Origin of the sequence: Polaribacter sp. Asnod1-A03 (assembly GCF_045063585.1) — a bacterium.
Classification (GTDB): Bacteria; Bacteroidota; Bacteroidia; order Flavobacteriales; family Flavobacteriaceae; genus Polaribacter.
Window position 1 is genome coordinate 3025635 of the sequence record NZ_JBEFOE010000009.1, and the last position, 15478, is coordinate 3041112.

General features: G+C 29.6%; 14 protein-coding genes. 7 read left to right on the forward strand and 7 right to left on the reverse strand.

Features of this window, described 5'->3' with window-relative positions; all coding sequences use genetic code 11:
• Positions 1-46 precede the first annotated feature (46 nt).
• Positions 47-655 (forward strand): polysaccharide deacetylase family protein, encoded by a 609-nt coding sequence (locus ACJJVY_RS13470; RefSeq protein ID WP_405609698.1) that lies wholly within the window; start codon positions 47-49, stop codon positions 653-655.
• Positions 656-778: 123 nt separating this feature from the next.
• Here the strand turns inward: ACJJVY_RS13470 and ACJJVY_RS13475 are convergent, their stop codons facing one another.
• Both ACJJVY_RS13475 and ACJJVY_RS13480 read right to left on the reverse strand, forming a co-directional pair.
• Complete coding sequence (locus tag ACJJVY_RS13475) at positions 779-1072, reverse strand: thioredoxin family protein (protein ID WP_405609701.1); 294 nt, start codon at positions 1070-1072, stop codon at positions 779-781.
• Between the two features lie 86 nt (positions 1073-1158).
• Positions 1159-2382: a metallophosphoesterase gene (locus ACJJVY_RS13480; protein WP_405609704.1), complete on the reverse strand. Its 1224-nt coding sequence runs from the start codon at positions 2380-2382 to the stop codon at positions 1159-1161.
• A 148-nt stretch (positions 2383-2530) separates the two neighbouring features.
• On the opposite strand from ACJJVY_RS13480, the gene polA reads away from it, so the two are divergent.
• A complete protein-coding gene (polA, locus tag ACJJVY_RS13485) occupies positions 2531-5362 on the forward strand; it encodes a DNA polymerase I (RefSeq protein ID WP_405609707.1) in 2832 nt (943 codons plus the stop codon).
• Positions 5363-5370: 8 nt separating this feature from the next.
• Positions 5371-5763: a hypothetical protein gene (locus ACJJVY_RS13490; RefSeq protein WP_405609710.1), complete on the forward strand. Its 393-nt coding sequence runs from the start codon at positions 5371-5373 to the stop codon at positions 5761-5763.
• Between the two features lie 71 nt (positions 5764-5834).
• Here the strand turns inward: ACJJVY_RS13490 and ACJJVY_RS13495 are convergent, their stop codons facing one another.
• Positions 5835-6455: a hypothetical protein gene (locus ACJJVY_RS13495; RefSeq protein WP_405609713.1), complete on the reverse strand. Its 621-nt coding sequence runs from the start codon at positions 6453-6455 to the stop codon at positions 5835-5837.
• Positions 6456-6639: 184 nt separating this feature from the next.
• On the opposite strand from ACJJVY_RS13495, the gene ACJJVY_RS13500 reads away from it, so the two are divergent.
• The 4 genes from ACJJVY_RS13500 (at position 6640) to ACJJVY_RS13515 (ending at position 12766) form a co-directional block, all read left to right on the forward strand.
• A complete protein-coding gene (locus ACJJVY_RS13500) occupies positions 6640-7446 on the forward strand; it encodes an N-acetylmuramoyl-L-alanine amidase (protein WP_405609716.1) in 807 nt (268 codons plus the stop codon).
• 340 nt (positions 7447-7786) lie between these two features.
• Positions 7787-10021, forward strand: a complete 2235-nt coding sequence (locus ACJJVY_RS13505; protein WP_405609719.1) for a DUF5916 domain-containing protein — start codon at positions 7787-7789, stop codon at positions 10019-10021.
• Between the two features lie 97 nt (positions 10022-10118).
• Positions 10119-11078 (forward strand): L-threonylcarbamoyladenylate synthase, encoded by a 960-nt coding sequence (locus ACJJVY_RS13510; RefSeq protein WP_405609722.1) that lies wholly within the window; start codon positions 10119-10121, stop codon positions 11076-11078.
• Between the two features lie 17 nt (positions 11079-11095).
• A complete protein-coding gene (locus ACJJVY_RS13515; RefSeq protein WP_405609725.1) occupies positions 11096-12766 on the forward strand; it encodes an RluA family pseudouridine synthase in 1671 nt (556 codons plus the stop codon).
• A gap of 7 nt (positions 12767-12773) precedes the next feature.
• On the opposite strand, the gene truB is transcribed toward ACJJVY_RS13515, so the two are convergent.
• The 4 genes from truB to ACJJVY_RS13535 are packed head-to-tail and all read right to left on the reverse strand — an operon-like array spanning position 12774 to position 15413.
• Complete coding sequence (truB, locus tag ACJJVY_RS13520; RefSeq protein ID WP_405609728.1) at positions 12774-13466, reverse strand: tRNA pseudouridine(55) synthase TruB; 693 nt, start codon at positions 13464-13466, stop codon at positions 12774-12776.
• A 24-nt stretch (positions 13467-13490) separates the two neighbouring features.
• Positions 13491-14285 carry an undecaprenyl-diphosphate phosphatase gene (locus tag ACJJVY_RS13525; RefSeq protein ID WP_405609731.1) on the reverse strand — a complete coding sequence of 265 codons (795 nt, stop codon included), beginning with the start codon at positions 14283-14285 and terminating at the stop codon, positions 13491-13493.
• 2 nt (positions 14286-14287) lie between these two features.
• The gene (locus tag ACJJVY_RS13530; protein ID WP_405609734.1) at positions 14288-14530 is read right to left on the reverse strand and encodes a DUF3098 domain-containing protein; all 243 of its coding nucleotides are present in this window, start codon (positions 14528-14530) and stop codon (positions 14288-14290) included.
• Positions 14531-14534: 4 nt separating this feature from the next.
• Positions 14535-15413: a cell division protein FtsX gene (locus ACJJVY_RS13535; RefSeq protein WP_405609737.1), complete on the reverse strand. Its 879-nt coding sequence runs from the start codon at positions 15411-15413 to the stop codon at positions 14535-14537.
• Positions 15414-15478: the final 65 nt, after the last annotated feature.

Sequence of the window (15478 nt, forward strand, 5' to 3'; positions counted from 1 at the left end):
TTTGTTATAAATGAAAGCATATTTAGCTAAAATGCCACGTATAATTATGAGATTTTTCTCGGATTATACGTGGCATTTTTTTTCTGATAAAAAAGAGATTTTTTTAACTTTTGATGATGGACCAACTCCAGAAATAACCAAATTTATTTTAGCCGAATTAAACAAACACAACGCAAAAGCTACTTTTTTTTGCATCGGAAAAAACATAAAAAATCATCCAGAATTGTTTAAAGAAATTATTTCTGATGGACATGCTATAGGAAACCACACAAATAACCATTTAAAAGGTTGGAAAACAGAAAACACAAACTACATAGACAATGTTTTTATGTGTGAAAAAACAATAAATCAGTTTGGTTACGCATTTAAAAACAACCAAAAATTATTTAGACCTCCTTACGGAAGAATTAAAAAAAGTCAAGCAAAAGAACTCATACAAAAAGGATACAAAATTATTATGTGGGATGTTTTATCTGCAGATTTTGACATTAAAATATCTAAAGAAAAATGCTTAGATAATGTTTTACAAAATACAGAAAACGGAAGTATTGTTGTTTTTCATGACAGCGTTAAAGCTGCTGAAAGAATGAAATATGCTTTACCTAAAGTATTAAAAGAGTTTTCTGAAAAAGGTTTTGTCTTTAAAGCAATTTAAAAAGATTGATTGATTCTTATGAAGACAAATCGTTTGTAAAAAAATTTAGCCCTGATTGAAGTGGCATCCTTTTTTATTTTTCATAAAAAAGATATAACTGAAAGCAGGAAATAGCTTCTAAAATTAAACATAATTTAAAACCAAACCTATTAACGTTTTATGATCCTGTAAACCTGTTTGTCTCCATTGCATTTCTCCTTTTTTATAAATCATAAAAGTTGGAGTTTTTTGCACATCTAAAGCGTCTATTAAAGCCTTATTCTCGTTAACATTTATCTTAATTACCTTAGCGTTTTTTCCTAAAGTTGCAGCAACACTACTTAATGTATTAATTTTGTTTTGGGCAGCATTAGAATTTGCACAAAACTCAATTAAGACCGGTTTTTCTACACCAATTAATTCTCCAAATTTTGCCATAAAATTAAATCTTTAAATAAAGGAACTTTTAAAATATTTGTTGTTGATAACCAAATATAATAAAAATCATTTAAAGACACTGATTATCAGCCTTTTTTCAATTCTATCACCGTAATTTCTGGCCAAATACCAACACGACCAGGAAAAGCATGATATCCAAAACCTCTGTTTACATTTACATATCTACCAAATTCTTCGTACAAACCTGCCCATTGTTTATACACAAATTTAGAAGGACTCCATTTAATCCAACCCGGAATTTCGATTCCCATTTGTAAGCCATGTGTGTGGCCGCTTAACGTTAAATGATAATTAAAATCGTCTTGTTTTACTTTCAGTTCCCAATGACTTGGATCGTGAGACATTAAGATTTTAAAATCATCTTGCTTTATACCTTTGGACGCTTTTTGCAAATCACCTGCTTGGTTAAATCCTTTTCCCCAATTTTCTACCCCTACCAACGCAATTTTTTGTCCGTCTTTTTCTAAATAACGGTTTTCATTACATAATAAATCGAAACCAATTTTTTTATGAATGTCTTTAACTTTTTGAAAATTATCTATTTTATCTTGCGGATGTTCCCAATCCATATAATCTCCATAATCATGATTTCCAAGAATAGAATATTTACCTTCTTTGGCTTCTAACTTATCAAAAACATCAATCCAATTATCCATTTCCGATGCTTGATTATTTACAATATCACCAGTAAATAACATTAAGTCAGATTTTTGCTGATTAATTAAATCAACACCATATTGTATTTTTTCTTTATTGGTAAAACTTCCAGAATGAATATCAGAAATTTGCGTAATTGTATAACCATCAAAAGCATCTGGTAAATCTTTAAAACTTAATTGATATTTTATCACTTTATAATTATACTTTCCTTGTATAATTCCGTAAATAAAAGATGCAAACGGAATTGCAGCTAAGCCTAAAGCCAATTGCGATATAAATTTACGTCTACCAACAAGTGGTTTTGTTTCTCCACTGGAAATTGCAGAAATTAGTTTTAGAATCCATCTATAAATATCTTCTCCAAAAAGCAACATAATAATTACCAATTTAGGTATAGAAATGGTAAGTAATAAACCAACTGCCATTTGAAATTGTGGTGTTTGCCCATCACTTCTAGAATAGGTTAAAAGCGTTATAAAAAAATTAATGTAGACCGCAATACTTATCAATAGAAAGAAATAACGAACAATTTTACTTTTAGAAATTGTTTTAAAAGCCTGAAAAGAATATACCTCTACTGAAACAACAACAATCGTTAAAATAATTAACGGAAACAACCAACGTGGCATAAGATAGATTTAATTTATCGGCAAAGATAATTGTTTAAATATTGATGGAATTTTAATACGCTGTTAAAGTTTTGTACCTTACTCAGTAGACAAAAAACCAATTTTAGACTTATATTTGTCATCATTTTTTAATAATCAAACCCATAAAATGGCAGATCAAAAAAGACTTTTTTTAGTTGATGCTTATGCATTAATTTTCCGTGGATATTACGCTTTTATAAAAAACCCAAGAATCAATTCTAAAGGATTAGATACTTCTGCAATAATGGGTTTTATGAATTCTCTTTTAGACGTAATAAAACGTGAAAGACCAGATCATTTAGCCGTTTGTTTTGATAAAGGTGGAAGTGTAGACAGAGTAGAAATGTTTGAAGCTTATAAAGCCAATAGAGATGTAACACCAGAAGCTATTAAATTAGCTGTGCCTTATATTTATGAGATTTTAAAAGCCATGCACATACCAATTATGGTAAAAGAGGGGTTTGAGGCAGATGATGTTATTGGCACACTTTCTAAACAAGCAGAAAAAGAAGGTTATAAAACTTATATGGTAACACCAGATAAGGATTTTGCACAATTGGTTTCTGAAAATATTTTTATGTATAAACCTCGTTTTGGCGGTGGTTATGATATTTGGGGAGTTGATGAAGTTAAAGAAAAATTTGGAGTAGAAAACCCAGAACAAGTAATTGATTTTCTTGGAATGATGGGAGATTCTGCAGATAATATTCCTGGTTTACCTGGCGTTGGAGAAAAAACAGCCAAAAAATTCTTAGCTGCTTACGGTTCTATGGAAAACCTTTTAGCAAATACACACGAGCTAAAAGGTAAAATGAAAGAAAAAATTGAAGCAAACAGAGAGTTAGGCTTACTTTCTAAACAATTGGCAACAATTATGTTAGATGTGCCTGTAACTTTTGATGCAGAAGATTTTACTTTAGATCAGCCAGATAAAGAAAAAGTATCGGAAATTTTTAACGATTTAGAATTCAGAAATTTATTAACCAACTTTTTACGCACTTTTACTACAGCAGAAACAACAACTGCTGAAGCTAAAACAGAAACAAAAGTTGAAACTAAAAAAGCGGCTCCAAAAACAGAAGGTCAGTTTGATTTGTTTGCAGCACCAGGAACCGGAAGTGTTTCTGAAGAAGAAATTTTATCAGGATTTAAAAGCATTAAAAATACCGATCATTTTTATCAACACATAGATTCTCCTTTATCAAGAAAACTATTATTAAAGAAGTTGATGCAACAAAGTTCGGTTTGTTTTGATACAGAAACAACAGGTTTAAGAGCTTTAGAAGTTGAGTTAATAGGAATTGCATTTTCTTTTGAAGCAGGGAAAGGGTATTACGTTTCTTTTCCAGAAAATCAAGAAGAAACGACTATAATTTTAGAAGAATTTAGACCTTTTTTTGAAAGTGAAATCGAAAAAATTGGGCATAATTTAAAATACGATATCAAAGTTTTATCAAACTATAACATGCCTGTAAAAGGAAAATTGTTTGATACGATGATTGCGCATTATTTAATCAATCCAGATATGCGTCATAATATGGATGTATTGGCAGAAACGTATTTAAATTATCAACCGGTTTCTATTGTAGAATTGATTGGTAAAAAAGGAAAAAATCAACTTTCTATGCGAGTTGTACCAATTACTGATCAAACAGAATATGCAGTAGAAGATGCAGATATTACGTTTCAGTTAAAAGAACATTTTACCAAAGAACTAGAAACGGGTAATGTTACCAAACTTTTTAATGATATTGAATTGCCTTTGGTTTCGGTTTTAACCGCTATGGAAATTGAAGGAATTAACGTAAACATCGATTTCTTAAAAGAGTTATCTGTTGCCTTAACGAATGACATCAATCAACTAGAAAAAAACATTTACGAACAAGCTGGAGAAGAATTTAATATTGCTTCTCCAAAACAATTAGGTATTGTTTTGTTTGAAAAAATGAAGTTGGTAGACAAACCTAAAAAGACAAAAACGGGTCAGTATAAAACCGGAGAAGATATTTTATCATTCTTAGCGAAAGACCATAAAATTATTAGAGATATTCAAGAATATCGTCAATATAAAAAATTACAAAGTACCTATGTTGATGCTTTGCCAAATGAAGTGAATCCTAAAACAGGAAGAATTCATACAGAATATATGCAAGCTGTTGCGGCAACCGGTCGTTTAAGCTCTAACAACCCTAATTTACAAAACATACCAATTAGAACAGAACGCGGACGAGAAGTAAGAAAGTCTTTTGTACCAAGAGATGAAAATTACGTTTTATTAGCTGCGGATTATAGTCAAATTGAATTGCGAATTATTGCTGCATTAAGCGAAGAAGAAACCATGATTGATGCTTTTAAAAACGGAGAAGATATTCATGCTTCTACCGCTGCAAAAGTGTTTAATGTTCCTTTGAATGAAGTAACTCGAGAACAAAGAAGTAATGCAAAAACAGTAAACTTCGGAATTATTTATGGAGTTTCTGCTTTTGGTTTAAGTAATCAAACAGATTTATCTAGAGGTGAAGCAAAAGAACTAATTGATACCTATTACGAAACCTATCCAAAATTAAAAGCATACATGTCTGCACAAGTAGATTTTGCTAGAGAACACGGTTATGTAGAAACTGTTTTAAACAGACGTAGGTATTTAAAAGATATAGATTCTAGAAACGCGATGGTAAGATCTGGTGCAGAACGAAATGCTGTAAATGCGCCCATACAAGGTTCTGCCGCAGATATTATTAAATTAGCCATGATTAACATTTACAACAGGTTTGTAAAAGAAGGTTTTAAATCTAAAATGTTATTGCAAGTGCATGATGAATTGGTTTTTGACGCACATAAAGATGAGTTAGAAATTATTAAACCAATTATTAAACACGAAATGGAAAATGCTTTTAAAATGAGTGTTCCGTTGGATGTAGAAATGGGAATTGGAGAAAACTGGTTACAAGCACATTAAAAACAAGTATGGAATTAGATTATATAGAAAACATAGACGGACACGACCAAAATATTGTTCGTTTGTACAATTTTAACAAAGCAGAAGCAATTCTGTTTAGAGATTTAATAGTTGACACTGTTATTTTAAAAAAACAAAAATTAGATTTATCTAAAGTAGATTTTATAGAACCTAGAAATTGCAATTTAATTTTAGGTTTGTTTAAAACTGATGAAGGAATTTTAACAAAAGACAACGAGACTTTTTTCTGTGTTTTAACTTTAGAAGGTTTTACAAACATGGCAAGGTTAATAGAACCTTTTTGTAGGAAAGAATCTAGAGGATATCAATATTTATATGAAATAGACAACCCTACTGATTTATTATTTTGTCCTTCTGCTAATTTTGAAAGCGAATTATAATAACACATGGTATAAAAAAAAGAGGTAGATTTTAAATCTACCTCTTTTTTTTCCTCTCAATAAATTGAAAATTATTTCTCTTCTTCAAGCTCTTCATTAAACTCTTTTACATCTTCCTTAAATTCTTCAATTTCATCAGCATTCATTTCTGTGTACTCTTCTACAGTTTCTCCTAATTCTTCTTTTAAATCGTCAAATTTTTCTGAAACCTCTTCTAAATTTTCTTTTATTTCATCTTCTGATGCATTTCCTTCAGCAATCAACTCACCATATTCCTTTTGAATATCGGCAACATCTTCCATAACTTCTTCAGTTTTCAACCAATCTGGTATGGTGTTAGCCAAATTTGCAATTCTATAATTTAGGTTTTTAATATCATCTTCTGTAGTAGTAAAATTTTGCTTTTTTAAAACTTCTAAATCAGAATGTAAAGCTGCATAATTAGACCAATCATCAAAACCTACAATACCTCTTGCGTTTATATCATAAATAATAGTTCTACCATCTTTCATTTTATAAGTTCTGGTTTTAACCTCATCTATATCGCTAGTATCAATATCAACCAATTCTGCAATTTCTTCTTTTATTTCAGTAACTTCCTTTTTTCCTTTGTTACAAGAAATTAAAACAAAACTAAAAACGGTTAAGGTAATGGCTACCTTTTTCAATAAATTCATTTTTGTAATTTTCATTTTTTTGTTTTTTTATGTTCACTACAAAACTAGAAGAATCTAAAAATGCATCTTAACTCAAATAAAACTTACTTTAACTCTTATCATAAAAGTTAAAAAAAATGCTGTTTAACATGGATTTGTTATTTTTAGCGAATTAAAAATTATAAAATATAACACCAAGTACTCCTCTCAACTTTATAACATGAAAAACTTTAAGCTTTTAATTCTCCTTTTTATTTTTATTTCTTGTTCTAAAAATATTTATAAAATTTCTGAAAAAAAATACAATAAGAAAGCTAAAAAATTAGGTAAATCTCTTGTTTCAATTGAACCAGATACTATTAACTACCAAATATCTGATGTTATAAAATCCCAAAATTTTAATTTAAGAAAGCCAAATTTAATTGTTATACATCATACAGCACAAGATAGTTGTCAGCAAACTTATAAAACTTTTGCCCTAGAACGTACACAAGTAAGTTCTCATTACGTAATTTGTGATGACGGAACCATTACCCAAATGTTAAACGACTTAGTACGCGGTTGGCATGCTGGTGGAGGAAGCTGGGGTAAAAACACCGATATAAACAGTGCTTCTATTGGTATTGAATTAGACAACGATGGTAAAGAACCTTTTTCCTATGCCCAGATTAATAGTTTAGTTTCTTTACTAGAAAAACTAACGACTAAATATAAAATACCAGCAGAGAATATTGTTGGACATTCTGATATTGCTCCTGGTAGAAAAACAGATCCTAGCGCCTTATTCCCTTGGCAAGCCATCGCAAAAAGTGGTTATGGCATTTGGTATGATGAGCAAAAATTAATAGACTTAAAACTACCTTTAGACTTCAACCCTGTTTTTGCATTAAAATATATTGGTTATAATACTAGTAATTTAAAAAATGCCATTTACTCTTTTAAACTTCGTTTTAACTCAAAAGAAGTATCACACCAATTAACTGAAAAAGACAAAAAAATATTGTTTTTGTTGATGGATGAAATTTAAAAAACCAACAAGTTCTTCTTTATCATTTTTTTACCCACTTTTATAAGAATCATTTTTATAAATTCTATTATCATTTTATCCATCTCCACAAAATCAAGAGAAAATATTTAAGATTTTTTGGAAAATAGAAAATAAAAATGCTGCTTGTAAAAAACTGCTAACCGCTGGAATTTAATCAAAAAAAGCAAGTTAAAACTATAGTAAATTACCACAAATAAATGCTAAAATAACCCTTAATTTAAGGCAAATTGTTATACGTTTTTTTTTACAAAACTTTAACATTTCAAATTATTTTCAAGCAATATTTACAGTTTACATTCGCTAAAAAACTCAAAAAAAAGTGAAAAAAAACCTCGTTTCACCCGCTGTCTTTTTTAGACTAACAGTATTATTTCTTATCTCTTTTTCATGCAAATATTCATATGCTCAAAAAAGTATTTCTGTAAAATATGTCGATAATGACAAGTTTAAAATTGATGGGGTATTAGATGAGATTATGTGGCAAAATGCCATTACTTCTAGTAATTTTAATGAATACTTTCCTACAGACAATAAACTAGCGGAACATCAAACAGAACTAAGAATGCTTTACAACGAAGAGTTCTTATACATTGGTATTAAAGCCTATGCACCAGGCAAAGATTATAAAACACCTTCTTTTGAAAGAGATTTTAGTATTAGTGGCGCAGATGTTATCAATTTAATGTTTGATACTTATAGCGATCGTGCCAATGCTTTTCTTTTTGGTATCAATCCATTTGGGGTATTGCGAGAGGGTATTATTTATGGTGGTGGTATTTCTGGCGGACTCGATTTAAATTGGAGCGCCAAATGGGTTGGAGAATCTACCATACACGATAATTATTTTATTTCTGAAATAAGAATTCCTATGTCTGCCTTTAAATTTACAGAAGGAGTTAAAAAGTGGAAATTTTCTACTATGAGATCAGACACACAATCTAACACCAAAAGTTCTTGGTTTAAGGTACCTCAAAATCAAGACCAACTAAACTTGGGCTATTTTGGTGACATGATTTTTGAAAAACCTTTAAAGCAAACAAAAAGTCCTATTTCTGTAATACCTTATATTACACCTTCCTTTAGTAAAGATTACGTAAACAACGAAGATTCTTTTAATTTTAAAACAGGTTTTGATGCTAAAATTCCAGTACAAAATAGTTTTATGTTAGACTTAACTATAAATCCAGATTTTTCTAGTGAAGATGTTGTTTCTAGTCAAAACAATGTTACTCAGTTTGAAATAATACAAGACGAAACTAGGCAGTTTTTTATTGATAATGGCGATTTATTTAACCGTTTTGGGCTTTCTGGTAACGCACTTCCTTTTTACTCTAGACGTGTGGGTGTAGATACCGATAAAGATGGTAATACCATTATTGTACCTGTTAACGCTGGGGCAAAATTTACAGGTAAAGTAAATAACAAATTAAGAGTAGGTGTCTTAAATGTACAAACAGGCGGAGATGAAGAGGAAGAAATTTCTGCTAACAACAATCTAGTTGTAGCTGCAGAGCAACGAATTTTTAACAAATCTACTATAGGTTTCTTTTTTGTAAATAGACAAGCTACCAACTACAAAGAAACACAGACCAAAACAAAATACAACCGTATTGTAGGTACCGATTTAAAATTTTATTCTAAAGACAATAGTTTTGATGCTCAGGTATTTTTACATAAATCATTTACCCCTGGCATTAGTAGTAATGCTATTTCTGCTGGTACAGATATAACGTTAGAAAAACGTAAATACACCTTAAATTTTAATAGCCAGTATTTAAATGAAGGATTTAAAGCTGATTTAGGATATTTAAAACGTACCGATGTGGTAAGAGCCAACCCTTATGGTGATTTTAAAATGTATCCTAGTTCAAGTGCTATAAACACTATTATATTAAGTTTAAGCCATAATTCTTACTGGAAAGCTTCAAAAAATATGCTACTTACGGAATCATATAACACGGCAGAAGGAACCATTAATTTCACCAACGGAACCCTTTTAGGTATTTCTGGTACCAATAGCCATATACATTTAACAAAACCTTTTGATCCTGTTCGCACATCAGACGAGGCTACACCATTACCTATTGGTAATTATGATACCAACGAATTAAAAGCAAGTTTTAGATCTGATAAAAGAAGAGATTTTTGGACTGAGGGGTCTATGAAATATGGAGATTTTTACTTGGGTAGTAAATTTACATCAGATGTTACATTTCAATATAGATACCAACCCTATTTTACTGTTTCATTACAAGCACAATATGATGATATTCAATTACCACAACCTTATTCTTCAGGAAAATTGTGGTATTTGGGTCCTACTTTTAATTTTACATTCAGCAAAAACATTTTCTTTAATACAGATATGCAATACAGTTCTCAGGCAGAAAGTTTTTTATTAGTTTCTAGATTACAATGGAGATATGCGCCTCTTTCAGACATCTTCTTAACATATACCGATGTAAAAACAACATCTCCAATAGATCCTGTTCAAAAAGGCATTTTCTTAAAAATCAACTATTGGTTTGATATTAATAGAAAAAATAAGTCGTAAAATATTTTGATTTAAAATACACTAACAACAAGCTATTTTAAAAAAATAAAATAGCTTGTTAAAGCTTCATTTTTATGTGTAATTTTGCTCTCTAATTATGAGCATTATATCTAAAGACATACAAAAAGCAATAACGCTATTAACCGATGAAAAATTGGTTGCAATACCAACTGAAACAGTTTACGGTTTAGCGGGTAATATTTTTAGCGAAAAAGCTATAAAAAGTATTTTTTCCACAAAAAAAAGACCTTTTTTCAATCCTTTGATTGTACATGTACCTTCTATTACTTCTTTAGAAGAAATTGTAATTCATATTCCTGAAAAGGCAAAACTTTTAGCAAATGCATTTTGGCCAGGATCTATGACAATGGTTCTAAAAAAGAGTGATAAAATTCCTGATTTAATTACAGCAGGTAAAGACACCGTTGCTGTCCGTGTGCCAAATCATCCTCTTACTTTAGAATTATTAAAACAGTTGCCTTTTCCTTTAGCTGCACCTAGTGCAAACCCATTTGGTAGCATAAGTCCAACTAAACCAGAACATGTAGAACGTTATTTTAAAAATGATATTGAAATGGTTTTAGATGGTGGTTCTTGCACAAACGGAATTGAATCTACCATAATTGGGTTTGAAAATGACGAACCTATAATTTACAGATTGGGTGCTTTAGCTTTAGAGGACATTGAAGCCGTTATTGGTAAAGTTCTAATAAAAAACAAGAAAGAACAAAGCCCGGATGCTCCAGGAATGTTGGCAAGACATTATGCACCTGCTACAAAAACTCTTTTGGTTGATGATATTTCAATAGAAATTAAGCACCATCTTGGTAAAAAAATTGGAGTACTATCTTTTTCAAATTCTTTAAACGATAATTCTTTAACAGAAATTATTTTATCAGAAAAAGGCTCTATGCATGAAGCTGCATCAAAATTATATGATTCTTTACACGAATTAGATCATTTAGATTTAGATGTAATTATTGCAGAAAGATTTCCTGATAATGGCTTAGGAAAATCTATTAACGACCGTTTACAACGAGCTACTTTTAGTCTCTAATATCTAAATTTTTCAGTTTGAATTATTTCCAAAATTTTAAAACGGATATTTCTGGAATTGAACTTCCAAAAAAGTTTACATTTCCTTTTTATTACCAACCACATATTTTGGCAAATATAGCCGTAAAAGAGCTGCAAGAATACTTAGAAAACCAAACTGATTTTTTACATAATTTTGGACTTTTAAAAAATGAAGAAAAATTATCCATCGGAAAAATGTTTGGAGTATTAGTTGTTAAAAATCAGGAAAATAAGATTGGTTTTTTAGCTTCATTTTCTGGTAAACTATCAGACAATAGCTTACCAAATAAATTTGTTCCACCAATTTTTAATATGAGAAAAAATGGTAGTTTTTTTTTAGATGGAGAAAATGAAATAAATCAAATAAATAAAGAATTATTCTCTTTAAAAAAAGATGAGAAATATTTAACTCTAAACAAATGCTTTCAACAAATTTCAAAAGAAATAAAAGCAGATTTAGCCATAGAAAAACAACGATTAAAACTTAAAAAAATTGATAGAAAAAACAGAAAAAAAATTGGTTTATCAACTCTAAATAAAGAAGAATTTAATCTTTTAAATCAAGAATTAATACAAGAAAGTTTCAATAATCAGTTTTTCTACAAAGAACTTGTAGCTTATTATAATGATAAGCTTGCGAAAAAGAAAAAAGAATTAGAATTTTTTGAAACTAAAATTGCTACTTTAGAAAAAAGGCGAAAGGAAAAATCTAATTATCTACAAGAAACACTATTTAAAAGTTATGCTTTTTTAAATCAGAAAAAAGAAAGTAAAAACCTATTAGATATTTTTAATAATCCTGCAATAAAACCGCCTGCGGGTTCTGGTGAATGTTCTGCTCCTAAATTACTACAATACGCCTTTAAAAATGATTTAACACCTATTTGTATGGCAGAATTTTGGTGGGGAATTTCGCCAAACTCTGCAATTAGAAAACACAAAAACTTTTATCCTGCTTGTCAAAGTAGATGTAAGCCTATTTTAGGCCATATGTTAGATGGCATTAAAATGGATGAAAATTTGTTGTTAGAAAATTTAGCAGAGATTCAAGATTTAGAGATTATTTATGAAGATGATGTTTTAATTGCTATCAACAAACCCGCTGAATTTTTATCGGTTCCTGGAAAGGATATTACAGACTCTGTTTATACTAGAATTAAAGAAAAATACCCAAATGCAACTGGACCTTTAATTGTACATCGTTTAGATATGTCCACTTCTGGAATTTTATTACTTACAAAAACAAAAGAAGCAAATAAGGTTTTACAAAGTCAGTTTATAAACAGAACTATAAAAAAACGCTATGTTGCTTTATTAGACGGAAAACTATCTGAAAATAGCGGAGAAATAAAACTTCCTTTACGCGTAGATTTAGATGATAGACCTAAACAATTGGTCGATTTTGTTTATGGAAAAAACGCTGAAACACATTGGGAAGTAATTAAAAAGGAAAACGGAAAAACAAGGGTTCATTTTTATCCTATTACAGGAAGGACTCATCAATTAAGAGTACATGCTGCCCATAAAGATGGATTAAATTCACCTATTATTGGCGATGATTTGTATGGAGAAAAAGAAAAACGATTACACTTACATGCAGAATTTATCGAATTTAATCATCCAACAACCAATAAATTAATGAGTTTTACTGTTGCTCCTGATTTTTAAAAAATGATTATTCTTCTTTTAAGTTTTTGATAAAACCATCTATTGAGTCTGCACTATCTACTGAAAAATCACCAATTTTAGTTCTTCTTAAAACAGACAAATGTGCTCCAGAATTTAAAGCTAAACCATAATCATAAGCTAAAGAACGGATATAAGTTCCTTTACTACAAACAATTCTAAACTCTACTTCTGGTAGATTGATTTTAGTTATTTCAAATGTAGAAACAGTAACTGTTCTTGCCTTTATTTCTGTAGTTTCTCCTTTTCTAGCCAATTCATACAAACGTTTTCCGTCTTTTTTAATCGCTGAAAAAATAGGCGGTTTTTGCTGAATTTCTCCAATAAACTGCTTTGTAGTTTCATAAAGTAATTTATCAGTAATATGATCTACAGGGAACGTTTTATCTATTTCTGTTTCTAAATCGTAACTTGGTGTTGTTGCGCCAACAATAAATGTGCCTGTATATTCTTTTATTTGACCTTGATATTCATTAATATTCTTAGTCTGTTTTCCTGTACAAATAATTAATAAACCTGTAGCTAAAGGGTCTAAAGTACCTGCATGACCTACTTTAATCTTTTTTATTTTAAAACGTTGTTTAATTTCCCAACGTAATTTATTAACCGCCTGGAAAGAAGTCCATTCTAGAGGTTTATCAATCAATAAAACTTGACCATTTTTAAAGTCTTCTTCTGTCATATATGTATGCGAATAAATCTGGTATTAACTTAAAAGTGAATACCCAATTGCAATAAGACCTACAACTGCACAATATAAAGAAAAGTAAGATAATTTACTTTTTTTAACTAAAGCAATCATCCATTTACAAGCTAATAAACCAGCTAAAAAAGCAGCTACAAAACCAGCTGAAATTGGTATAATTTCTGAAGACTCAAAACTAATATCTCCTCCTAATAAATCTTTTCCTATTTTACCAAATATTAACGGAACAACCATTAAAAAAGAAAAACGTGCAGCTCTTGTTCTATCAATACCTAATAAAACAGAAGTAGAAATTGTTGCACCTGATCTAGAAATACCTGGTAACATTGCAATTGCTTGAGAAATCCCGATAATTATCGAGTTAGAAAAAGAAACTTCTTTATCTGTATTTTTTGCTTTATCAGCTAATAATAAAAGTGCTGCTGTAACCAATAACATTACACCTACTAATAATATTTTACCTCCAAAAAAAGATTCTAATTCTTTTTCAAAAAGTAAACCAACAGCAACTGCTGGAATCATAGAAAGTATAATTTTTAAAGAAAACTTTAATTGGTCATTCCATTTAAACTGAAACAAACCTTTAAATATTTCTGCAACTTCTTTTCTAAAAATAACCAATGTACTTAATGCTGTTGCAAAGTGTAGAACTACTGTAAAAGTTAAACTTTCTTCTGGTACAGAAGTGTCTCCTAAAATAGCTTTTGTTAACTCTAAATGACCACTAGATGATACTGGTAAAAACTCTGTTAACCCTTGTATAATTCCTAATATTATTGCTTCTAAAATATCCATTATTATTTTTTTGGATTTGCTAAAATAGCATAAATTTCAATTCCTAAACCTATAATTACCAATGTTGGTGCTAAACGAATACGTTGCCAATTGTAAATTTCATTATTAAAAACCTCTGGATTATCACTACCTCCACCTGACATAAAAACAAAACCTAGGGTAATAAAAATAAGGCCTACAATCATTATAATGTAATTTCTTTTACCAAATAAAAATGTTGGCTGTTGTATGTTTTCCTTTTCCATAATATTAATAATAAAGTTCTTCTGTTTGTAAATTTAAGAAACGTTGGGTAGCAAAAAAAGTACTTATCCATGTTATCACAAAAGCAGAAATTATGATTCCGCCCACTAAATATGCTAATGTAGTATAATCTTCTAAAAGTAATAAAGAAGGAGCAAATTTATCTACATAATAAATAACTGCACCTAAAGCAATAAGCGCTAATAAAGCACCGATAAAGCCTAACTTAATACTTTGCAATATAAAAGGTCTTCTAATAAAGCCTTTTGTAGCGCCAACCATTTGCATGGTTTTAATGTTAAATCGTTTAGAATAAATAGACAACCTTATAGAACTATTAATTAAAAACATAGATACTAAGCCAAAAAAACTGCTAATTATTAACATCCAAAAGCTAATTTTTTTAATGTTTTTGGTTAGTAAATTAATTAAAGGTTTATCATAAGAAACATCAGAAATAAAAGCATTTTTTAAAAACCGTGCTTCTAATTCTTCCATTTTTTCTGGAGTAACATAATCAGATTTTAAATAAAGATCTATTCCGTTTTTTAATGGATTTTCACCTAAAAAACTTAAAAAATCTTCACCAATTTCTTCACTATATATTTTAGCTGCCTGTTCTTTGCTTGTGTAAATAACCTTTTTAGTAAATTCTTCTTCTTGGAGAGAAGCTACTAAATCTTTTCGATTTTTATTAGAAATTTTGTCTTTTAAGAACAAAGTTATTGCCACTTTTTCCTTTACACGATTAGCAACTAAAGTTGATTTTAATAAAACTAATCCTAAAGAACCTACCATAAATAAAACGATAGCAATACTTATTACTACAGAAAAATAAGAAGACAGTAATCTTCGTTTTTGATAAGAATCAAATTTAGTTGCCATTATTTAGCATTGTTTTAAAGCATGCAAGATAATAATTAGTCTGCAGTTAACAGTATCTGTTAGCA